This window comes from Paenibacillus sp. GQ49 (assembly GCF_059759055.1).
On the sequence record NZ_JCAXEL010000002.1, the window covers coordinates 193470 to 215442 of the forward strand.

General features: G+C 48.0%; 16 protein-coding genes. 3 read left to right on the plus strand and 13 right to left on the minus strand.

The window, feature by feature from the left end; all coding sequences use genetic code 11:
* Position 1 precedes the first annotated feature (1 nt).
* Positions 2–1276 carry an ABC transporter substrate-binding protein gene (locus AC6CIF_RS05475; RefSeq protein ID WP_498198415.1) on the minus strand — a complete coding sequence of 425 codons (1275 nt, stop codon included), beginning with the start codon at positions 1274–1276 and terminating at the stop codon, positions 2–4.
* Between the two features lie 230 nt (positions 1277–1506).
* The gene (locus AC6CIF_RS05480) at positions 1507–2691 is read right to left on the minus strand and encodes an LLM class flavin-dependent oxidoreductase (protein ID WP_498198718.1); all 1185 of its coding nucleotides are present in this window, start codon (positions 2689–2691) and stop codon (positions 1507–1509) included.
* 692 nt (positions 2692–3383) lie between these two features.
* Between AC6CIF_RS05480 and AC6CIF_RS05485 the strand changes: the two genes are divergently transcribed.
* On the plus strand, positions 3384–4256 hold the full coding sequence (locus AC6CIF_RS05485) for a helix-turn-helix transcriptional regulator (protein WP_498198417.1): 873 nt from the start codon (positions 3384–3386) through the stop codon (positions 4254–4256).
* Between the two features lie 448 nt (positions 4257–4704).
* Here AC6CIF_RS05485 and AC6CIF_RS05490 read toward each other — a convergent pair whose 3' ends face one another.
* The 6 genes from AC6CIF_RS05490 to AC6CIF_RS05515 form a co-directional block, all read right to left on the minus strand.
* Positions 4705–5625 carry a hypothetical protein gene (locus AC6CIF_RS05490; protein WP_498198419.1) on the minus strand — a complete coding sequence of 307 codons (921 nt, stop codon included), beginning with the start codon at positions 5623–5625 and terminating at the stop codon, positions 4705–4707.
* 8 nt (positions 5626–5633) lie between these two features.
* Positions 5634–7001 carry a nucleotide sugar dehydrogenase gene (locus tag AC6CIF_RS05495; protein ID WP_307534534.1) on the minus strand — a complete coding sequence of 456 codons (1368 nt, stop codon included), beginning with the start codon at positions 6999–7001 and terminating at the stop codon, positions 5634–5636.
* A gap of 153 nt (positions 7002–7154) precedes the next feature.
* Entirely contained in the window at positions 7155–7958 is an 804-nt protein-coding gene (locus AC6CIF_RS05500) for a response regulator transcription factor (protein ID WP_221825278.1), read from the minus strand.
* Positions 7959–8206: 248 nt separating this feature from the next.
* Entirely contained in the window at positions 8207–9607 is a 1401-nt protein-coding gene (locus AC6CIF_RS05505; RefSeq protein ID WP_498198421.1) for a glycosyltransferase family 2 protein, read from the minus strand.
* 22 nt (positions 9608–9629) lie between these two features.
* Positions 9630–10838 (minus strand): HEAT repeat domain-containing protein, encoded by a 1209-nt coding sequence (locus AC6CIF_RS05510; RefSeq protein WP_091018251.1) that lies wholly within the window; start codon positions 10836–10838, stop codon positions 9630–9632.
* Between the two features lie 26 nt (positions 10839–10864).
* Positions 10865–13093: a hypothetical protein gene (locus AC6CIF_RS05515; protein WP_498198423.1), complete on the minus strand. Its 2229-nt coding sequence runs from the start codon at positions 13091–13093 to the stop codon at positions 10865–10867.
* An 855-nt stretch (positions 13094–13948) separates the two neighbouring features.
* Here AC6CIF_RS05515 and AC6CIF_RS05520 point away from each other — a divergent pair.
* Both AC6CIF_RS05520 and AC6CIF_RS05525 read left to right on the plus strand, forming a co-directional pair.
* Positions 13949–15193, plus strand: a complete 1245-nt coding sequence (locus tag AC6CIF_RS05520; RefSeq protein WP_036614560.1) for a DNA polymerase IV — start codon at positions 13949–13951, stop codon at positions 15191–15193.
* On the plus strand, positions 15190–15531 hold the full coding sequence (locus tag AC6CIF_RS05525) for a YolD-like family protein (protein ID WP_498198425.1): 342 nt from the start codon (positions 15190–15192) through the stop codon (positions 15529–15531). The genes AC6CIF_RS05520 and AC6CIF_RS05525 overlap by 4 nt, the downstream gene beginning before the upstream one ends.
* Before the next feature lie 215 nt (positions 15532–15746).
* Here AC6CIF_RS05525 and glsA read toward each other — a convergent pair whose 3' ends face one another.
* The 5 genes from glsA to AC6CIF_RS05550 form a co-directional block, all read right to left on the minus strand.
* A complete protein-coding gene (glsA, locus tag AC6CIF_RS05530; protein WP_036614565.1) occupies positions 15747–16688 on the minus strand; it encodes a glutaminase A in 942 nt (313 codons plus the stop codon).
* A 60-nt stretch (positions 16689–16748) separates the two neighbouring features.
* A complete protein-coding gene (locus AC6CIF_RS05535; protein ID WP_498198427.1) occupies positions 16749–17231 on the minus strand; it encodes a GNAT family N-acetyltransferase in 483 nt (160 codons plus the stop codon).
* A gap of 258 nt (positions 17232–17489) precedes the next feature.
* A complete protein-coding gene (locus AC6CIF_RS05540) occupies positions 17490–18725 on the minus strand; it encodes an L-lactate MFS transporter (protein ID WP_036675050.1) in 1236 nt (411 codons plus the stop codon).
* A 180-nt stretch (positions 18726–18905) separates the two neighbouring features.
* On the minus strand, positions 18906–19706 hold the full coding sequence (locus AC6CIF_RS05545; protein ID WP_498198429.1) for a LytR/AlgR family response regulator transcription factor: 801 nt from the start codon (positions 19704–19706) through the stop codon (positions 18906–18908).
* A gap of 10 nt (positions 19707–19716) precedes the next feature.
* Complete coding sequence (locus AC6CIF_RS05550; RefSeq protein ID WP_036614944.1) at positions 19717–21369, minus strand: sensor histidine kinase; 1653 nt, start codon at positions 21367–21369, stop codon at positions 19717–19719.
* Between the last annotated feature and the right edge of the window lie 604 nt (positions 21370–21973).

Genomic DNA, 21973 nt, shown 5'->3' on the forward strand with positions numbered 1-21973 from the left:
TTTATTTCCCGATATGCTGATCAATGATCGCTTGTGCCTGCTGTGCTGCTTCTTCTGGAGAAGTGCCGCTTAGTACAGCCTGGATGGAGTTGGTTACGGCTTTTTGATTATCTCCATTCAGGATGGTGAACCGTGGCTGGAACACGGTCTTTTTGCTCGCCCATTCTCCGGCTACCTGAAGCTCAGGCGTATCGTACTTCACATCATTCACCGTTACATTCTGTCCCGTTTGGTTGGCATAGTCACTCGCTACATCGGGATTGCTAAGGAATTCGAGGAACTTCTTCGCTTCTTCCGGATGTTTTGATTTGCTGTTCACGGCGAGCATGAATGTGGTCGTATGCACTCCTTCATACTTCGCTTGATCGGCACTTACCGTAATCGGTGCAAGCAGTTTTTGCTCCAGGTTCGGATTCTGCTGCTTGTTCTGAGCCAACTGATACGATCCACTTGCCAGCATCGCTGCTTTCTCTTGAATAAACAGCGCGCCCGCCGCAGGATCTTTGGTACCCAGTGCATCCTGCTGGAAGTAACCTTTATCGTTCAGTTCCTTGATTTGAGTCAATGTTTTCACCCAAAACTCATCTGTCAGTTTGGCTTCGCCCGCTTCTACTTTGGTAAAAATGTCGTCACTCGGTGCATTGTTCATCACCATCGTGTTCATGAATTGCCCTGGGCCAATGTCCGCTCCAGCGAAGGCAATCGGAATGATCCCATTGTCTTTCAGCTTCTGGCAAAGGGCCAGAAAGCCTTCCCAATCGGTTGGTGGCGTCAGGCCGTATTGTTCAAACAGTTTTACGTTATAGATGGGATCGTTATATACGAGTTGATACGGGATCGCATATTGCTTGCCATCGTGCTGTCCTGATTCAATCAGCTTTGAATTGTAGGCCGACAGAAACGATGATCCGGTCAGGTCCGTGAACAGGTCGGCTTTGGTGAAAGCTTCGAACTGTGCACCCGGGAAGGATGCAAATACATCCCCTACCGAACCGTCACTGATTTTGGATTGAACGGTGGATTGGTATTGATCGGAGGGCAGTGTCTGCATCTCAACGTTGATGTTCGGGTTTTCTTTTTCAAATGCGTCAATAGTCTTGTTGAGTGCTTCGGAATCTTCTCCACGCCAGTGCATGAAGCTGAGGGTCACTTTGCCTGAACCAGAGGAGCCGTTCTCTCCAGATGACGCATTATCCCCACCGCCGCAAGCTGACAGCAGGATGGACATGACCAGCATACTGACGAGCGGTAGGATCAATTTTTTATTTTTTTTCATGAAAAGGTGACCTCCTGAGGATGATTAATGTAAGTTGCACGAAAGTTTTTACACGGGGCACTCCGAGTGCAGTACCATCTTCCGATCGCTGTTATCCCCGGATTTTTTGAATCATTTTTCTCAATGGTTAAAATCCGGGGATAAAGGCGAGCGCTCCGCTTCTTCAGATCGGTTCTGCCCTCTCCGTTAAAGTGTAAAAAAAGGGGCACTTACTTAGAGTTGGTAGTAACTTAGTTAGTAGTAACTGAGTGCTGCTTCTGTCTTGTTTTCCATTTCTCGCGAATGATCGGCATCACGGTCCGTCCGAAGATTTCTGCCTCTTCCAGATGCGGATAACCGGATAAAATGAAGGTTGTAACGCCGAGATCTCCATACTCCATCAAACGCTCTGCCACCTGTTCGGCTGTACCCACAATAAGGATCGCACCACCGGAACGCACAACGGACAAGCCTGTCCACAGGTTGGGACCTACGACAAACTGCTGCTTCTCGGACAGTTCCCGTAACTCGTTTTGTCTGCGTTGGTTGGTTGCATCCGTCTCGGCAAAAGCGGCTTTGGCTTTCTCAATCGCTTCTGGTGGTACTTTACTAATAATCTCCCAAGCTGCTGCCCATGCTTCTTCTTCGGTATCCCGAATGAGTACCTGAGCACGCATGCCGTAACGGAGTTGACGATCTTGTCCGGTTTCCTCTTTCACCTGCTGTCGGATGACCTCAATCTCTTCAATCTGCTCTTGAATCCAATCATGAGGCTCGCCCCACATGAGGAACGTATCCGCATGTTTAACAGCGACCTTCTTGGCAATTGGTGAACTTCCTCCCAGATAAAATGGTGGATGCGGATTTTGCACCGTCTCCGGCATGCCTACCGGTCCTTTGAAGTTGTAATACTGACCGTTGAATTCAGGATTGGGATCGCTGGGTGCGTCTGCACCAGATTTTGAACCACTTCCGGCAAACTCCGTCAGATTCAATCCTGTCGATTGAGTCCATGAACGCTTCATCACTTCCATATACTCGCTCGCCCGTACATACCGTTCATCATGCGCATGTGCCAGTGGATCGCCGAGTTCCTCCAGATCTCGAACAGAACTGCCTGTCACCACATTGATCATGGCGCGACCACCCGATAGCTGATCCAGTGCGGCTCCCATGCGTGCAGCGAGTACGGGTGTAACCAATCCCGGGCGAATGGCGACAAGGGGACGCAATGTCTTCGTGTGACTCATTACTGCCGAGCCGACAACCCACGCGTCCAGACAGGCTCCCCCTGTCGGAATCAGTACAAATTCGAATCCTGCCTTCTCCGCCGTCTGTGCCACATCAACCAGATAATCCAGACTTGGCTCCCGCTCCGGGGCAACTCCCACATACTTACCATCCCCTGCTGTAGGCAAAAACCATCCAAACTTCATTTCTTCCTGTTCGCTCACAAAAGTCAATCCCTTCTATGAATAAATAAAGTCTCATGTTAAAAATAAGATCGCTGTTATGCAACTTGGCCGTTACGGTTACGAATCGTTCTTACGATCACTGTTATCTCCAGATTTTTTGATCCCCTTTTCTAAGGGAAAATCCGGAGATAAAGGTGAACACTACGTTTCTTCAGAATCGATTTCGTCCCCTCCACTACTTGGCATCTCTTGAAACTTATTTTTAAAGTGCGCCTAATTTCTAACTCATTTTCAAAGTACACACTCAAATGCCGATTAATTAACTTGGTTTAATAGGTATGGACATCATAACAATTGATTTGTCTGTGAGCAATGTCATTTCGCGGCAATTTCATTTTGTCATTTTGTGGTCTTTTCTCAGATTTAGGTCTTCCTGATCTTGAATATATATAAAACCCACCTGTATAATAGGTTTAAATGCGTGTTCAAAAAGTCTGGTTTTCAGTACCAAGAAGATGGAATGAAGCTAGAAATGGAGTAGCGGAGCGTAGGAAAACTACGTGAGCAACGGACATCTCGGCTGAATTTCAGCTTCGATGTTGATGATGCCACTAGGCATGATTCGTAATCAAAAGTGGACTTTTTGAACTACATCTGTAAGCGAAACTTTTGGAATGTACAAACGATACTTATACAATAAAGAGGTGTTCCTGATGACCGAGAGCATGAAGGAGGACCACCATGAGTTTTTGGATATTATTTTCTTCACTCCATCTGAATTCGAGAAAGCTGGTGGCGCCTGGCCGATTCGCATCGGCCGTAATATAGCCAAAACCAACTATCATATCGGCCCTCGTACCACACCTTATCATTATTTGCTGTTTGTGCTGGAAGGGGAAGGTACATTCATACAGAACGGACAGCGTCATGCCCTTCGAGCAAGGGATGCGTTCTGTCTGTTTCCACATGTTACGCATGAGTACTGGACGGACCCGGAAGACACGTTACAGAAAATATTTATTGCCTTTGACGGTGCACATGCAGCCGAGCTGCTGTCTCGAATCGGACTTACACCCGACTCACCGTATCGTTCAGGTGTACTGACGCCGGAGACTGCAAGCGCCATGCGCTCGTTCATGGAGGATGTTCGCAAACCGCAGGATGGAGCGAGCGATCTGGGACGACTCACCCGGTTTCTAACCCTCTTTGACCGCATAGCCCGTTCCCCGGCAACCAAAGGATTACAACCGGATTCGGCCACACCTTGGCTTCAGAAAGGCAAGGAATACATGGACATTCATTTTGCAGGCGGCATCTCCGTGGAAGGTGTGTCCACTCATGCAGGTGTGGATCGAACCCATTTTGCCAAACAGTTCCGCAAAGCCTATGGTCTGTCCCCTGTACAATATATCCAGCAATTGAAAATGAATCAGGCCAAACGTCTGCTCGTGCAGACGCCGCTAAGCTTAACCGAAGTGGCTCATTCTGTAGGTTACCCGGACTTGTTCTCCTTCTCTAAAGCGTTCAAAAAGCAAGTCGGTTTGCCGCCCAATCGCTATCGCACATCGGAGAGCACGAAAGAGTGAGGGAGCGACCTTTCGCTCCCCAGCCTAATCCATGCCTCTGCACCACGCCTTGTGTACGGTTTGTACGATACCGCGTCTACCAAATTGCCAATAGACTCCTGAGTTTCATATCCTGCACATCATAGTGCTGCAAAACCCATTACTATATAAATTGAACTAAACATTTACACGGGAACGGAGAGGACAGAAATAACCTGAAGAAGCGGAGCGTTCGCCTTTATCACCAGATTTTCTCCTTTGTAAAGCCGAATATAAAAAATCTGGGGATAACAGCGATCAGATGGTTGTTCTGTCATCGGAGTGGCAAGTGTAAATTTTCTTTAGTTCAATTTATATAGATCCACCACCAAAAAAGGCAAGCCCCATCTACTCGGGACTTGCCTTCTTTCTATACAATAGTCTTGACGCATGTACCAGGAACCAGCAACTTGTTAACACTGACCTAACGCTATTCCTTCTTTTCATCCTTGCGCGCAAGCGGAATACCGTTCTCCTTCGCATACCATGCTTCATAATGATGCACAGCTACACCTGCAAATGAAGAATGCGAGGAACCGAAATCAAACACCTTTGCCATCTCTTCATTCATATTGCTAACCGGTTTACGGAAAAAGGTCAGGTGATCCCCCTCGTGTGTATCCGCGAGTTCCGCTCCAATCCAGACTTTCTTGCCGAGATCATCCGCTTCGTCCAGTTCTTCCTTGGACAGATCATACATCTGCTGCCCACTATCCCGGTAAGCCATAATGGCCACCGCATCAAAGTGGGAGATCACCCAGCGACTGAATGTACCTCCTTCAGCCGACTGACGGGCATCAAGCCAGAACGGAATGGCAGCGCTCATGTACAGTCCGGCATCCTCGCCGGCTTTTGTCCAGGCCTTCATGTTGTTCTGCCACTCTGCAATGACGCTGCTCTCCTCGTTCTCCCAGCGCTTCAACTGATACGGCTCCACATCCAGTTGAATACCTTGGAAGCGTTCATTCTTGGCCGAAGCTGCATTGTATGCTCGTACTCGCTCGATAAAAGCAAGTCCTTCATCCCGCTTCTCCTCATAGGCCCAGTCTGCATGACCGTTAAGTCCATGCACTTCAATCTCAGCCTGTCGGGCAGCCGCAATGAATTTACGGTATGTTGCGTCAGGCAACTCATCCTGGATTTGCAGGAAGATGGTATCTACGCCCTGTTCTTTGGAGAAAGCAATAATCTCAGGTGTCTGCTCTGCAATAATGGACGCGTCCCACAGCCAGGTCGCTTTGTGTTCCTCTGCCGAGAACCATTTGAACATCCAGGACAGAAGCAGCAGGCACAACACCACAGCCAGAATAGCCCATTTCGCCATACCCACCAGTTTGCCCCGTTGCCTCATATATTTCCTCAGACGAGCAACGCTTCACTTGGCTCAAGCACAGGATGCTGTACCGAGTGACCAATCTTGTAGATATGCGGATGTGTGTACGAACGGAACGCATTACGTGTATCCAGAATCGGTACACCCATCTCGGCAATATCAAAGTAAGGCAAATCGCTGTGGTTGGTGATCAGCACGATGCAATCGTACTTTTTGAACTGTTCCAGATTGAACACTTCGCTGTGTACGGTCTCCCCATGCTTGTCCTGGAAGGAATCCGCATGTGGATCGTAGTAGCTAACGTTAGCTCCACTTTCCTTGAACAGTTCATATACTTCCAGTCCTGGTGATTCACGCAGGTCGGCAATATTCGGTTTGTATGACATACCGAGGAGCAGAATATTGGATTTACGTACGGATTTAGCGTATTCGTTTAGAATCGTTGACGTTTTGTTCAACACATAATATGGCATGTTGTCATTGGTAGATTGTGCTAGCTCAATGAATTTGCTATAGAAACGGAAGCCTTTGGCCTTCCATGACAGGTACATCGGATCAAGCGGGATGCAGTGTCCACCGATGCCTGGGCCTGGATAGAAAGGCATGAAACCAAATGGTTTCGTCGCCGCCGCGTCAATAACTTCCCAGATATCAATTCCCATACGGTCACACATCATCGCCATTTCATTTACAAAGGCTATGTTCACACTGCGGAAAGTGTTCTCTAGCAACTTGGACATCTCAGCCACTTTTGGCGAAGATACCGGTACTACGGTTTCTACATATTTGCTATATAACGCTGTTCCAAGTTTCAGGCAGGCTTCGGTTGTACCCCCGATTACTTTCGGCGTATTAAATGTGGTGAAACGTCCGTTGGACGGGTCCACACGTTCAGGCGAGAAGCAGAGGAAATAGTCTTTACCTGCTTCATGTCCAATCTTGTCCAGCTTCTGCTGGATCAATTCTTCGGTAGTACCCGGATAAGTGGTGCTCTCCAAGGTAATCAGCATGCCTGGTTTCATATGCAGTTTGATCTGATCCACAACGGTCTCAATGTAAGACGTATCCGGGTCCTGATTCTCACTAAGCGGTGTTGGTACGCAGATACTGAGTGCGTCGATCACGCGCAGCATGCTGTAATCTGTCGTTGGCTGGAAACGGCCGCTTTGCATTACTTTTTTTAACTCATCGGACGAAATATCGTGAATATAGGAATCTCCTTGATAGATACTGTCTACTTTGGACGCATCCAGATCAATTCCGATTACCGTGAAACCTTGATTGACCATCTCCACGGCAAGTGGAAGTCCTACGTAACCGAGCCCGACGACGCCGAGTACAGCTTCTTTATTTTCAATCGCATTCAGTAATGTGTGGAATTGTTGATTCTCCATGATATTCCCTCCGGGCAGTGTATTTGGTGGTGCTTAAAATCCATATAAATAGATGAGTGTCTGTGCTCTAAATGTTGCTCTAATCTATCTGATTCATAGTGTGAAAAAGCTCTTACTTGGCACTTCACACAATCAGCTTATTCAAGCCGTCTTTTAATGCAGGCAGCGTCTGATTCGGGCATCCAGCTCTACAGGTGAGAACGGTTTGGTCATGTAATCATCGACTCCGCTGCGGAAGCATTGGCTGATCGTCTGCTCGACACGTTGCTCGGTCAACACGACAATTTTGGGCGGATGCTCCATCTCCAGGTTCTGAATATGATGGATGAACGGCAGACCGTCGATGCCATACAGATTCAACTCGGTGAGCACCAGGTCTGGTGTGACTTTCTCGATCAATTCCAGTGCAGCCAGTCCATCGACGGCTTCATAGGTTTCGTAGCCCTGCATCTTCAACCGCAATTGCAGAAATTCGCGTACCGTAGGATCGTTATCCACAATCAAAATTCGCTCCGGCTCGTCCGCCGTATTGTCCAGCGTGTAGATATGAATCTCCGACGAATCTATAAGCTTCGAGGACTCAGCCATATGCTGAATGGTTGCCTTCGAAGGGCGCTCCCCTTCCGGGAAACTGGCCAGTGTAATCTGTGGATCGGCACCGGGTACAGTCTCTTGCAACTCATGCTTGATCCGAAGTCCTTCATAATGAACTTCATCCAGTGACAACCCTGGCAGCAGGACGGCAATCGCCTGAGTGGCCCCATCCTTCCACACCTGGAAGGCTGTCCCGCTCGTCTGCTCCAGATGTGTCCTGACCTGCTGCTCAGGTTGAGAGTTTCCTGCACAATGGATGAACATTAAGCCGCATGTTTCGGCACCCGTTTCCTTCAATCCCTGTTCTACACTTCGGTACACATTAACGGCAGCCTCACGCTGCAATGTCGCCGTATTTGGCATGTTCTTTTCCACCCTTCTCCTCGATTATCTATACATGTTCAAAATGTTATTTACACTGACACTCCAATGACAGAACAACCTTTTGATCGCTGTTATCCCCAGATTTTTTGATTCCTTTTAACAAGGGGAAATCCGGGGATAAAGGCGAACGCTTCGCTTCATCAGGTTATTTCTGTCCTCTCCGTTATCGTGTAAATATTTAGTTGAACATCTATATTGCTGTTACTGTATTACCATGATCTCTTTACTTAAGCGGCTTCGCTTGTTTTCTTCTCATCCTCGGACCAGCTTTGGCGTGTCATGGTACCCCATGAGTTGTTGTTTTGCATGAACTGCACATGTCCCTGCAATCTCCACAGTACGCCGAGCTGGTGGTAACCCACGAATTTCAGCGCGGAGTAGACCAGCATTTTGACCAGATCGGAGAGTTTGTTGTAACGCTTGAAAGCAATCTCCTCCAGGACAAGTGCGCCTACACTCAGCAGATAACCACTCACAAAGTTCAGCAGTCCGAACAGAACCAGAATCGGCCATTGCGTCATATCCAGAAGGACATATCCGGCGAGAGCCAGAAGTCCGGTAATCCGGAAATACGGGTTCAGCGCTTCAAAAAGGACGTTATATGGCATGGTCACCATACCCATAACCTTATATTTTGGATTGAACAACATGCCGCGATTCTCGATCATGTTCTTCAGATTCCCGCGGCCCCAGCGCTTACGCTGACTGGACAAGATCCGGTAGGAATCCGGTGCCTGCGTCCAACATACGGCCTCAGGACAGAAGGCAATGCGGTACTTCAATTTGTTTTCCAGCATGTAACGGTGAAGTTTGATGATGATGTTCATGTCTTCCCCAGGATAACCATCCCGGTATCCACCCACGGCGATTACAGCGTCCTTACGGAACATGCCGAAGGCACCGGAGACAATGATTAGACCGTTCATGTGACTCCAGCCAATCCGTCCGCCCAGGAAGGCTTTGAGATATTCAATGGACTGGAACATGGGCCAGATTTTGCGTGGCAGCGATACATCTTGCACTGCCCCGTTTTCAATTTTGCAGCCATTGGCGATCCTTACATCTCCACCGATGGCTACCGTCTCTTCCGGATTCTCCATATACATGCGTGCCATGCGGATCAGGGCATCCTTCTCCAGCAAAGAATCGGCATCGATGGAAGAGATCAACGGATAATGGGACAGGTTGATCCCGGCATTGAGGGAATCGGCCTTTCCGCCGTTTTCCTTGTCAATGACATACAGATCAGGGAACTCGGGATTATGGTAGATCCCGCGAATTTTCTGACAGGCGATCTTGCCCCGAATCTTCGTATTGGGTACTGGCTTCAGACGATATTCCTCCAACAGGATCTTCAGCGTGGCATCACTGGACCCATCATTCACAACAATAACTTCATATGTTGGATAATTCAGCGTCATCAGACAGTTCACATTTTCAATAATCGTCAGTTCCTCGTTGTATGCCGGTACCAGCAGAGAAACGGAAGGTACCAGTTCCGAGCCTGACAATGTATTGTATTTGGAATAATGCGACCGTCGGAAGATCGTCCAGATGTTACGGAACGATAAGGCCAGAATGGAAAAGTAGAGCGTATTTACAAAAACAACATAGTAGATTGCGACCATGCCGTAGATTAATAGTAGATCCCTAAGCAGTGTAATCCCCTCCTACCGTAGCGACACCTGTACGTTTCTTGCTGGTTCTGTTCTCTCGTACAGGGCCAAAATAACGATCGTACAGCAGTCTTTTTTTGTTATGTGCAATCATCTGCTCTACAGCTCTGTCATCGGTTCTCGTATGCTGCATGGTGCTCTCAATCTGCTGCATCGCAATCTCACGCTCAGCAACTGTACCTTGCACCGCAGCCTGACACAGCGCTTCGAATCCCGGTTCACCGAGCTTGCTCAGACTCTCCGCACTGTTATAACGAACTCTCCAGTCTTCATCCCGCAGCGCTTTGCGCAGCAATGGAATACTGCCAGATGCATGCTTCGAACCAAGCGCTTGTACCACTTCGGCGCGAACTTCCGGATCGGGGTCCTGGATCAACTTCAGAATGGTCTCATCCCGGAGCGCCGGACTTGCGCTAAGATACAACTTCACCGCTTCGGCACGTACATCCTGATGTTCTGCGCCTACCAGTCTGTCGAGTGCAGGCATCACTTCAGGTACAGCCTGTCCCCACATGGCAACCAGTCCGACTTTGACAAAATCAGGATTCCGATCCTCCAGCAATTCAATTAGAATTCTGCTCGTATCCAGACTCGTTTCGAGCAGAATATCGGCTGCCAGATGGTGAATGGACTTACCTTTGGTTAACAGCAACGCGAGCATGTCTTTCAGTTCACCTTGCCGAGTCGTACATCTGGAGATGGATCGACCAATCATAATGGCCATCGGGCCCGGTTTCTCATCCTTCAGCAATTCCATCAAACCCGGAACGGCTTCGGGACAACGCATGCCACCCAAGCGATAAGCCGCATCAATCTGGCGACCATAACGCAGACGGCCCAGTTCCTTCAGATCATGCTCTACGAATCCTGCTTCGCGGCACAGTGCAATTAATTTGTCGCGATACTCACCTTTGAACTGGTCGATCCATTCAATCAGTCTGTCCTGAATGACTCTGCGTTCCAGCGGAGCCAGCTTGCCTGGCGGCAATTTGAGCGGACTATTCTCGGTCAAGGCTGTTTGCAGATAGGTGAAGTAGTCACGCTGCTTCAATTCATAAAACGCCGTCTTGCGTCGTTTGCCATTGTGGGACATTTTCATGGCAAACAATACGATGACGCCTACAACAACAAGTGCGATACAGATGTACAAAAACAGATAGGCCAAAGCCAAACTTGGAAACATGTGAAAAGGTCCTCCTTTATACTCATTTATTCGATCTGAAAACTAGGAATTTCTTCATAACTCTTCTTCATTTTTTCGTAGCTTAGCTTCAGGCGTTCACTATACTGCACCTGCTCCCAAGGCTGCCAGCTATATACCGGCAATGTATTAAGATCCAGGGTCGTCTGTTCACCCCCAGGCCAAGATACTTTCTTCGTGGCGCGGTCCGTTAACCACGGAATGAGGGTAACGCCTTCCACAGCAACTGTGGAGAACTCACGTCCATTCTTGAGCGGTCCATAGTCGATCGCTTGCAGCGAACTCGGATCACCGAACCCAAGCAGCATCCAGGGAATTCGCATCTCCACCTGATTGCCGTTATACTGCCATGACGTTAATGAATCCGTATCAGGCTGGCCGGGAGCCGTCGTTCCTCGCTTCAATGTTCCGACCTTTTCATTCATGAACGGTTGAGCAGATCGGGTATCCGGCGGTGTCATCCTCAGGCTGACTGCCAGATTCCATGGGTGGAACGGATTATCTGCGGAATCTGACTGCTGATCTGGCAGCATATCGTATCCTTCTTTGCCGTACAGACGCTGATTAAAGTCATAATCCTTGGCAATCTCCACCTGTGATTCTTCATCCTGCCCCAGTGTAATCACTGTCTCAAGACCATCACTGAGTGTCCGGCCCGGGAGTAACTTGTCAGGCTGACTGCCTCCAGCAAGTGTATCTGTGCCAATTCGCAGCACTGTCTTCTCCGGGTCAAACGGTTGATCCAAGGTCAGCCCAATATACAGATAGGCTTCATCATGGGTCATCTTCATTTCCTGAATGCCGTCCACTTGGCCCTGCCAGGTCGTGACCTCTTCAACCTTCAGATCATCCCAGTCATCCAGTGATCCGTCGATGGTCAACTGTTCCTGTTTACCCGGGTCCATGGCAAGCAGACCAAACATCTTCTCGTTTGTCAGCACGTTCAGCCAATATGCACGGCGATCAGCCGGGATTTCCAGTGGCATCGTGTTCCATGTTTTTTTGAACCATTCATCCTGCCACATGAACACAATCGCTCCCGAGTATCCTTCATCATAGATATCCTGCGTCAGTGACGCGTCAATATCTCCCTGCTCTACTTCGTTATGTCCACCCTGATTCCGGCCTCCCATACCCAGATGGGAAATACCATGAGAAGAGGGTACGCCATATTCTGTAATCATTACAGGCATATCGGAAAACTCGGCTTTTAGCTTGCGCAGATAACTTTTGTACGTGTTGTACTCACCGTTCTCATCCTTGATCGTTTGGAGTGTTTTATCGATATGGAACAGATCAGGGTAATACGGGTACACATGGTAGGCTGCAAAATAACCTCCCTGCCACGCCTCCGGCTGAATATGTCGGGCATCCACACTGACGAGATCCTCTTCATACAGCGGCTCCCCGGGATGATCCAGCACATCGGTGGTTACCCAGTTGGTGAAGGTCATCGGATGCTCCCATCCATATTTCTTCTCCAGGACAGCCGTATGATCCAGCAGTTCTGCGAGCCAGTTCTCGAACGGTGACGCTTCTGGACTGGCGGAGAAATGAACTCCCTTGTATTGCGGCACGTCCGCATGTTTTGCGTTTGTATTGTCTACCATCGCTGGGTCCCATTCCGTACCCACATGCCAAGCCATCAGGTATTTTCCTGCATTCGTTTTGTATTTGCCGCTGGACTCTCCCTGCTTGGCAGGAATGTCCGCATCGCCATAGACAGCAGATACGGCCTTTTCAATCTCCTGCTTGAACGTCTGCTCAATATGCGCCGCATAGGCATCCTGTTTCTCAATTAACTCTTCTTCAGGTGACCATATGCCCTGTATAAAATATAACGGTTGCTCCCGGCCGCGGTTATATTCGACTAATGCAGAGTAGAAAATCGGTTCGTGAACCGTGTATACCCGGATTACATTGGCTCCCAGATCCTCGATCTGCTGGAACCACCGCAAGTAATCCTCTTTGGTCAGCGGGAATTCTCCCGGGTAATGCCCCGGTGAAGTTGCGCCCAGGTTGACACCTTTGACGAACATCTCCCTCCACGTTCCATCTGGCCCGTATTCCATGAACCGGTCTCCATCGGTCTTGAATTTCATCTCCGTGCCGTTCTCCGCTGTGTACGTAACGAGCTTGGGTTGCATATAGTGCCACCCGGCAAATATCCCGCCAGTCACCACCACTGCTCCTGTCAACACCGTTAATAACCAGCGTCTTCGTCTTTGTCTGCTCATGTCTTTAGATTGCTCACCTCTCTATTATGCATCCTGCTTCAACACCGAATGGTCCAACATGAAGCATAGGAATCATTCCGCTTCGGATGTCCGCTTGGTAGAGATGTCAGCGGTGTAGTTCTCACTATAGCGCTAAGACTCTGCATTTGTAACTAGGCTGATGGAAGCAAACATGAAATGGAACATTCTGCCCATGATTCGTAAAAAGGTCCATCAACTACCACTCGGAAGCCTCTGGGATACCTCTGATTCCCAAACACTAATATTTGCTCGAATTGCATGGATTAGATGCCTGCTGATCTTGCACTTCTGGAACCTTTATTGTTATGTGCAACGCGGGTACAGGCATCGTTTTCCGTTGAACACATACCCCATTAAACGCGAGTCATATGTTAAAGTTGCGGACCTTTTTACAGTATTAACCATAAAGATTACAAAATTGATACTATAGTCCGATAACGCATCAGCGATATTCCGCGTCACATCAAGGTTTTCTGAAAAATGCAGAAAACCAAAAAAGGACGTCAGTCCCCCTCTATAGGACTGTACCCATTTATAAACCTTTTACAAAAACCTAAATGAACGCCCGGTCATCACCCAGAGGTCACGGATCTCTCACATTAAATGTAAAAAAGCACATCTTATTTCCTAATTTCTGCCTCTAATATAGCTAATCCATAATTGTGTCCAATTTGCAAAATAATTCCGGTTGCCGCATTTCGAATTGTCAGATATGCTTATAAAACAAGAACACTTGTTCCATACTGTAAATAAACTGTTAATTATCGATGTTCAAATGAAGATAATGGATGCTTAACAGAAGAGCTTAGCATCACGGATAAGGAGAGAAGTCTTATGCCCCGCCAAGACAGACGTGTCATCATGCTGGCAGACTGCCAGTCATTCTATGCCAGTGTGGAGAAGTCTGCACATCCCGAATACAAGGACCGCCCCCTCGTTGTTGCGGGAGATCCGGCGCGCCGTTCGGGTATTATTCTTGCGGCCTGTCCACTCGCCAAGTCCTATGGAATTACGACAGCAGAACGACTGGGCGAAGCGCTCGCCAAATGTCCGGATGTTGTTGTTGTTCGCCCCCGGATGGCCGAGTACATTCGGGTGTCCCTTCATATTACGCGTATCCTTCAGTCTTACACCGATCTGGTGGAACCCTATAGTATTGATGAACAGTTCCTCGATGTCACCGGAAGCCTGGATCTGTTTGGCAGCCCCGAGACGATTGCGCGCAGCATTCAATCGAGGGTGATGGATGAGACGGGTGTGTATATTCGAATCGGTATCAGTGATACCAAGGTCGTTAGTAAGATGGCCTGTGATCTATATGCCAAAAAAGTCCCTGGCGGAATCTGCACGTTGCCTCGCAAAGATCTGCCGTCCACCATCTGGCAGAAGCCTGTACGAGACATGTTCATGGTTGGTTCCCGCATGGCGCAGCATCTCTACAAGATGGGCGTCCATACGATCGGTGATCTGGCCCAGACCCCACTGTCCCGACTGAGAGAACGTTGGGGTGTGAATGGCGAGGTACTTTGGCGTATCGCCCGCGGTATTGACGATTCCCCGGTCAAACCTGGGACATATGCTCATCAGCAGCAGGGAATCGGACATCAGATGACGCTGCCTCGGGACTATGACTCCTGGGAAGATATCAAAGTGGTACTGCTTGAACTAGCGGAGCTCGTCAGTCGACGTTCCCGGGACAAATCGCTCATGGGCCATGTGGTCTCGGTTGGATGTCGCGGACAGGATTATGATCGGCCAACCGGTTTCTCCCGCCAGATGAAGGTGAATGAGCCCACCAACATTACGGATGAAGTATATGATGCGGCAGCAGCTCTGTTCCTGCGCCATTGGGACGGATTACCCATCCGCCGCATCAGCGTGTCACTGACCGGACTAGTGCCTGATTCTGAAGTGCAGCTGTCCTGGTTTGATGACCGCGAACGTAAAAGAGAATTGGAACGTGCCACGGATGATATCAAGCGCAGGTACGGAGATACCGCCATCATGCGGGCATCCTCCCTCTGCTCGTCCGCGCAAGCCCATGAACGTTCTCATAAAATTGGAGGTCATTATAAATGAGTAAAAAATTGCAGCAAAACGGTATCTTCGAATCCTCACGCATGATGCTCCCCGAACACCGGGAAGCCTACATTCTTCATCAGGAACAACTTGCTCCTCGTACCCGCCCATCCCTGGATGCCCAGGCCGCGGAAGAAATGTCCCGTTTGCTCAGCAACTCGATGATGCTTGGAGATATCGTTACCATTACGTTGTTTCACGAACATGACGATATCCGTTACACGGGGCAGGTGCTTCGGCTGGACCGTCCTGCCCGGACCCTCAGACTACTGATGGAAGATGGGTCCCGGGATATTCAGATGAACCTCATTACAGATGTGACCCTAGCCGATGACTGAAGAGAGATATACTCACCCCGATGTTTTGGATATTCCATGATAGATGCAGCATAGCCGTTGCCATGCAGGACTGTCTTCCTACACTTCCAGATGAATACCAAAAGCAGCCGACGAGACATATCCAGACCATTCACTTCGTTCTAAAGAAGCAAAATATCAGATACGTGATTCATCGGCTACATATAAGGGTAAAGCTTCTTTTTTCTGAAAAACTTTTAGAAAAAGCTCCAGTCGAATTCCTTGGACAGACGCTCGAGCAGATGCACGCCGGCAATGCTATTGCCTTTGCGATTCAGAGCCGGGCCAACAAGACCTATGCCGAATTGCCCCGGTACAAGGGTCAGAATTCCACCGGATACTCCACTTTTGGCGGGCAATCCAACCTCGATGGCAAATTCGCCTGATGCATTATACATACCACAGGTGGTCATGAAGGTTTTGGCAATCTGAACATAGCGACGAGGGATGAGTTCTTCTCCCGTAATTGGATCTGTTCCATTATAGGCCAGAACGAGTGACATTCGAGACAGATCTGCACACGTCACTTCAATGGAGCAATGACGGAAATACACGGCAAGCACGTCTTCAACGTCATCCTTAATGACTCCGTTGTGCTTCAAAAAGTAGCCAAGTGAACGATTCATATGACCACTCTCCGATTCGGACTGAAATACCTCTTCGTTATAGCCCAGCTGATCATTATTCGCCAGTTTGCGGAAAAACTCCAGAATGCGGCGTGATTTCTCTTCCTTACAGTCTCCTCCAACAAGCGAGGACACCGTAATCGCACCCGCATTGATTAATGGATTAAACGGAATACCGGGTTCGACTAGTTCAAGCTTGATCATCGAATCGTAATCGTCGCCTGTGGGTTCTTTTCCTACATTAAAGAAGACTGCTTCTTCACCATGGTCCATTAAGGCCAGAATAAGGGTAAATACTTTGGAGATACTTTGCATCGTAAATGGGACACCGCAATCCCCTGCCGACACATAGTTCCCTTCGGCGTCCATGATATGTATACCAAGCTCATCCTGAGAGGCTTTCACAAGCTCTGGGATATAAGAAGCCACCTTACCCTGCCCGGTGTGCAGACGACTGGTCTCCAGCCACTCCGGCAGCAATGCATTCAGACGTTCCATGGTTGAATTGCTCATATGTCATCTCCTCCACATCTCTATATAAGAAAGCATCTGATTACCCTCAGAACAGTGCCTTTACCGCTTCGTTTGAAGATTTAACTCCAAAATCTCACCAGGAAGACCATCGTAATCGCCTGTCCAGGTGGATACAAAGTTCTGTCTGGTCAAGATCCGGCGGGAAGCAGCGTTACCCGGATCGATAACTGCATAGAGTGATCCAATCCCTGCGGCTTGTGCCTGGATAATCAACCGTGAAGCTATGGATGTGCCTTGACCTTGGCCCCAATGTTCAGGCAAGATCATGTAACCTATCTCAGCCTTGGTCGGGTCCTCCTGATCCGGAATCAATTTGGCATACGCCACACCGGCACCCTCTTCACTGAATACCCGGTAATGTCCGCAAGTGGAACGCTCATTAAACTCCAGCATGGACTCGAATTGCGTTCTCGCCTCTTGCTCCGGTATTGCACGTTCTGTAATCTGTTTCATTACTTCCATATTGGAAACCAACGCATAATAATCATCAAAATCAGGTTGTGTGTATTTAATGAACTTCATGATATGCCTCCTCTGGGGTACATAACTTATCTTGGTCTTGTTGAATTCACCTAGAGTATAACAGATGCGAAGGATGGAATGCACACAAGGCACCACGCTTGCAGGCAGCCAGATGATCCGATAGGCCAACAAGTCAGCAATCTGACAACTGTAGATACCAAAAAGCGGCCTCAACTGGAGACCGCTTTGCTTACTTTGTTTTAATTTGCTTTTTAAGATGAAGAAATATTCTCTGTACCGTACTTCCAGTGCATGTTGTTAGCTTGCCCGTGATGAAGGGTTAAGATTCATCTGTTTTTCACGTTGACGTGCACGACGACCTTCACCTGGAGGGGTGATGATCAGTGCGAGCAACAACGAGACAGCGCAGAGTACAGCAATCACAATGAAGGTTAGATGGAATCCGCCCAGCAGGGCGCTGATGAATGATCCAGCCAAAGCACCAAATCCAAATCCCTGATAGATCACACCATAGTTTTTGCTCTGATTTTTCAGTCCGAAGTAATCGGCCACAATCGCCGGGAATACCGTAATGTTACCGCCGAAGCAGAATGCAACGGCCGCCACACAGGCGAAGAAGATCCCGAAGGTCAGTGGAACCAGACTAAGTGTCATGACAGCTACGGCTGTAACCAGCAGCGCACCAGCGATGACTTTCATTCGTCCTACTTTATCCGACAGCGCACCGAGAATAATACGTCCTGCCGTGTTAAAGATCGCAACCATGGCCACTGCATTCGCAGCGGTAGCTACATCAAGACCTGCAAGCTGTACACCGATATCTTTGACAATACCGATCAGATACAAACCGCTCATACACGCCGTGAAGAAAATAACAAACAGCATGTACGCTTCTTTTGTACGCAGCATCTCTTTCACCGTGTAATCATGACGTGCCACGACTTGTTTGGATCCTTCCTTGCTTGCCGGAGCCTGTTCACGAACAACCGCTTCACGGATCAGGAATGATCCCGCAACGACCAGAACCAGAACGATAATACCCCAGTACATAAATGCCTGAGCAGGACCAACGGCACCAATCAATGCCGTGTTCACATATTTAAACAATAAACTACCAGTACCAAAGGCTCCGACCGAGATCCCCGAGATCAGACCTTTACGCTCCGGGAACCATTTGATCAGATTAGACAGCGACGTAATGTACGCCGTACCATCTGCAAAACCAACGACAAATCCAGCCAAAATGTACAGCAGTGTTAGCGAGGTGACTTGGGAACTCAGAATAAGACCCAGTCCAAGCACAACCCCGGCTACACGGATCAGGCGCTGAAGACCCCAACGTTCCTGCAACCGACCTGCAAACAATGTGGCAAATGCCAAAGCAAAACTGGTAATTGAAAAAGTTATCGCGACCGAGCTGACGTCCCATCCGAAACGATCAGACAACGGTTGATTAAATAAACTCCAAGTATAGATGGTTCCAAGACCCATTTGTACAATGATGGTCCCCAAAACAATAAGCCAGCGATTCATTTTGGTAGGTGCAAATGTTGATTCAGGTGTTGATGAAACGGATGAAATTGCTGATTTCATCGTGATCTCCCCTTTGCCGATGTCATATACATGAATGCGTTCACAGGCTAATCATACATGAAAGGGGATTCATTACACCGTTTTGAGCATGAGTTGCATCAGATGCGGAATGAAATGCTTCTAGATGCGCATGAGTTGCCTGAATTCTTTGACCTTCCCCCGACTCACGGGCACTTCAGCCTCCAGATCGCGCAGACGGAGCAGATACGTATTGTTGAACCAAGGTATAATTTCACGGATTTGCGACAGATTTACGACGTACGAACGGTGGCAGCGAAAGAAGGTGTCCTGTGGCAGTCGGCTGTGGAAATCCGATATACTCACTGGCATGGTGAACTCCCCATTTTTGGTATATACCTTCGTCACTTTCTCTTGTGCTTCCGCATAGTAGATGTCTGCCGTATCCGTAACAATAATATTATCATTCCGCAGCAGATTAATTCTTCTGTCCGTATGGGAATTCGTATCTCGTTCTCGTAACAGATCTCCCTGTGCAGCAGATCCGTCCACCATAGGAGCTGGTCCATCCTCAACATGTTGCTCCACCGGCGTATGATCACGCTTGAAAGCCATCTCCAGCTTATGGAGCATTGCAGCAATTCGTTTCTCGTCATACGGCTTCAGAATATAATCAAACGCCTCCAACTCAAAGGCTTCCGCTGCATGTTCCTTATACGCCGTCGTAAATACAATGTAGGGTTTCGTTGCAAACTTTCCAATATGATGGGCCAGCATCATACCGTCCAGCGAGGGAATATTGATATCGAGAAAAATAACATCTACTTCTTGTTCCTGCAAAAACTTCAGTACATCCAGCCCATCTTCAAGGCGATCCACCACTTCAATCTGACTATGTTCCTGGATTAAATAATTCAATTCCTCACTTGCCAGAATCTCGTCTTCCACAATAAGAGCTCTCATTGATCCATCATCACCTTGTTACGACATCTCCTTTGGGCACATCAAATAAAATATCGGTTCCTTGTTCCAGCCTAGTAATGGTTACACCTTGTCCGTAAATAAGTTTGACCCGGCGATGCACATTATATAGCCCGATCTGGTTACCAGGCATACGGTCGTGGTAGACCCGTTCAATAATATCTGCACTGATGCCTGCACCTGTATCACTGACACTGATTCGCACAAACTCCGGATAATCCTGTACCCGAATTCGAACAGTCCCGGGTCCTTTGACCTTGAGAATGCCATGAATAATTGCATTTTCGACGAGCGGTTGGATAACAAGACTCGGAATATGCACCGCGACCTCATCAATGTCATAGATCACGTTAAGCCGACTACCAAAGCGAGCTTTCTCAATCTCTACATAATTACGGACCTGCTCCAGTTCCTTATGAATATCAATTAACTCATCCGACAGCTCCAGATTGTAACGCATGTACCCAGATAGATTCACAATCAGCTCCCGCGCTCGATCCGGTTTGGTTCGGATGGACGAAGCAATCGCATTTAACGCATTAAACAGAAAATGAGGGTGAATGGTTGTCTGTAATGCACGCAGCTCTGCTTTGTTGGCAGCAGCCTTGATCTCTTCTACCCGCGAAACCTCCATCTGGGTCGAAATGATCTGTGACAGACCTACAGCCATCGTTTGCAATGGATAGGTAATTTTGTACGCTTTGCGATAATAAATTTTCAGCGCGCCTGTAATGTCTCCTCGTTCTTTGAGCGGAATGATTAACAGTGAGTGGATATCGGGAGTTTTTTCATCAATCACATCATTACTGATCGTAATCTCCCCGCTGGATATCGTCTTCTTGGTCATCTCACTTATAATTTCATTACCGATATGATATCGTTCCTCGCCAAATCCTACATAAGCCAGTACATTCCGGGTATCCGTAATTGCAACCGCATCAGCCTGAATATCCTCCTGGATAATCCGGCAGATTTTGCGCAGAGAATCCTCATCAATCGAACGGAAATACGGCAATGTTTTATTTGCAATCTCAAGCGCCAGCTTCGCCTGACGAGCTGCAATCATTTCCTTTTCCCCTTCAACACTCTGCACCAAGAGCACAATCAGCCCAATGTTGACTTCACCCAGAATCATAGGCAGCGCAATCTTCGAAACAATGTCAGCACCCAGTGGATCGGGATAGGAAAATAACAGGATTAATAACATCGTCAGCGCTTCACAGATCATTCCAGCACCAATACCGATGATCCATCGCTTGGGCTTGGGCGTGTACTTATGTATATATCCAGAGACCAGACCTGCCAGGATACTTGTGATCAGACAAGGTATAGCTGTGACTCCATCCATATCGATCAAATACCGATGCACCCCGGAGACAATACCCGTAATAATACCCACAGGCGCTCCGAACAAAATACCACCCGATAACACGGCGATGATCCGCACGTTTACCAGTGAACCTTCAACATTAATACCCGTATATGTCCCGAAAATGGCAAAAGCACAAAATAACAAGGTAACCGCAATAGACTCCTGCCACCTTAATTTCCCCTTTTGCAGAATCTGCCTAAACCTTGGCACCCTCGACAGAAAGAATAAAAATATAATCAACAGCGCCGCCCGTTCAAATAAACCCAGCAGCATTGTAAACATTTCCAATCGTACTTCCTCCACATCTGTTTGAAAAATAAAATGCATAGCGACACAGCCACGCCTTTTTGAAAGAACATCTAGGACATTAATCCATAAGGCTAGTACGCTCGTATGCAACAGTTTACCGCTCCCCCCGGAGGAAAGCAAAGTCCGTCCTGTGAAAATGCATCAACAATACTGCAATATGCCCTATAAGGGTTCATCCCTTAACTTCTATGAAAATGTGCGACTCCAGAAAAACCTATGTTATAATCAGTTGTCATGTTATTCCAATTATTCAATGAAATTATACAGAAAGGTGTTCATGTATGCTTGCCATTCTACTCTTAGGTTTGCTTCTGCTTTTTAGTCTTCTATGGTACACCCTATACTTTATCTCCAAACGGAGTCAGAATCCCCATCGCTCATCGGCGATTGTCCTGCGAATAATCTTAAGCATCTCAACTCTGGCACTCATCGTTCAAGTCTACAACCTTAAAGGAAACCCATATAACTTTATTTTAATATTCGTATTTATCGCTTCATTAATAGCCACTCGTTCTTTTAACGTTACGAACAAAAACAGATAATTAAAACAATAGACCATGGCAGGCTC

What these genes read in the sequence shown, in the direction of transcription:
- AC6CIF_RS05550 (WP_036614944.1), bottom strand. Translation starts at nt 21,369, where the DNA reads ATGCTGCTGGGTTTATTTGAACGGGCGGCGCTGTTGATTATATTTTTA.
- AC6CIF_RS05515 (WP_498198423.1), bottom strand. Translation starts at nt 13,093, where the DNA reads ATGAGCAGACAAAGACGAAGACGCTGGTTATTAACGGTGTTGACAGGA.
- AC6CIF_RS05510 (WP_091018251.1), bottom strand. Translation starts at nt 10,838, where the DNA reads ATGTTTCCAAGTTTGGCTTTGGCCTATCTGTTTTTGTACATCTGTATC.
- AC6CIF_RS05540 (WP_036675050.1), bottom strand. Translation starts at nt 18,725, where the DNA reads ATGAATCGCTGGCTTATTGTTTTGGGGACCATCATTGTACAAATGGGT.
- AC6CIF_RS05525 (WP_498198425.1), top strand. Translation starts at nt 15,190, where the DNA reads ATGAGTAAAAAATTGCAGCAAAACGGTATCTTCGAATCCTCACGCATG.
- AC6CIF_RS05475 (WP_498198415.1), bottom strand. Translation starts at nt 1,276, where the DNA reads ATGAAAAAAAATAAAAAATTGATCCTACCGCTCGTCAGTATGCTGGTC.
- AC6CIF_RS05545 (WP_498198429.1), bottom strand. Translation starts at nt 19,706, where the DNA reads ATGAGAGCTCTTATTGTGGAAGACGAGATTCTGGCAAGTGAGGAATTG.
- AC6CIF_RS05520 (WP_036614560.1), top strand. Translation starts at nt 13,949, where the DNA reads ATGCCCCGCCAAGACAGACGTGTCATCATGCTGGCAGACTGCCAGTCA.
- glsA (WP_036614565.1), bottom strand. Translation starts at nt 16,688, where the DNA reads ATGAGCAATTCAACCATGGAACGTCTGAATGCATTGCTGCCGGAGTGG.
- AC6CIF_RS05505 (WP_498198421.1), bottom strand. Translation starts at nt 9,607, where the DNA reads ATGGTCGCAATCTACTATGTTGTTTTTGTAAATACGCTCTACTTTTCC.
- AC6CIF_RS05485 (WP_498198417.1), top strand. Translation starts at nt 3,384, where the DNA reads ATGACCGAGAGCATGAAGGAGGACCACCATGAGTTTTTGGATATTATT.
- AC6CIF_RS05490 (WP_498198419.1), bottom strand. Translation starts at nt 5,625, where the DNA reads ATGAGGCAACGGGGCAAACTGGTGGGTATGGCGAAATGGGCTATTCTG.
- AC6CIF_RS05500 (WP_221825278.1), bottom strand. Translation starts at nt 7,958, where the DNA reads ATGCCAAATACGGCGACATTGCAGCGTGAGGCTGCCGTTAATGTGTAC.
- AC6CIF_RS05480 (WP_498198718.1), bottom strand. Translation starts at nt 2,691, where the DNA reads ATGAAGTTTGGATGGTTTTTGCCTACAGCAGGGGATGGTAAGTATGTG.
- AC6CIF_RS05535 (WP_498198427.1), bottom strand. Translation starts at nt 17,231, where the DNA reads ATGAAGTTCATTAAATACACACAACCTGATTTTGATGATTATTATGCG.
- AC6CIF_RS05495 (WP_307534534.1), bottom strand. Translation starts at nt 7,001, where the DNA reads ATGGAGAATCAACAATTCCACACATTACTGAATGCGATTGAAAATAAA.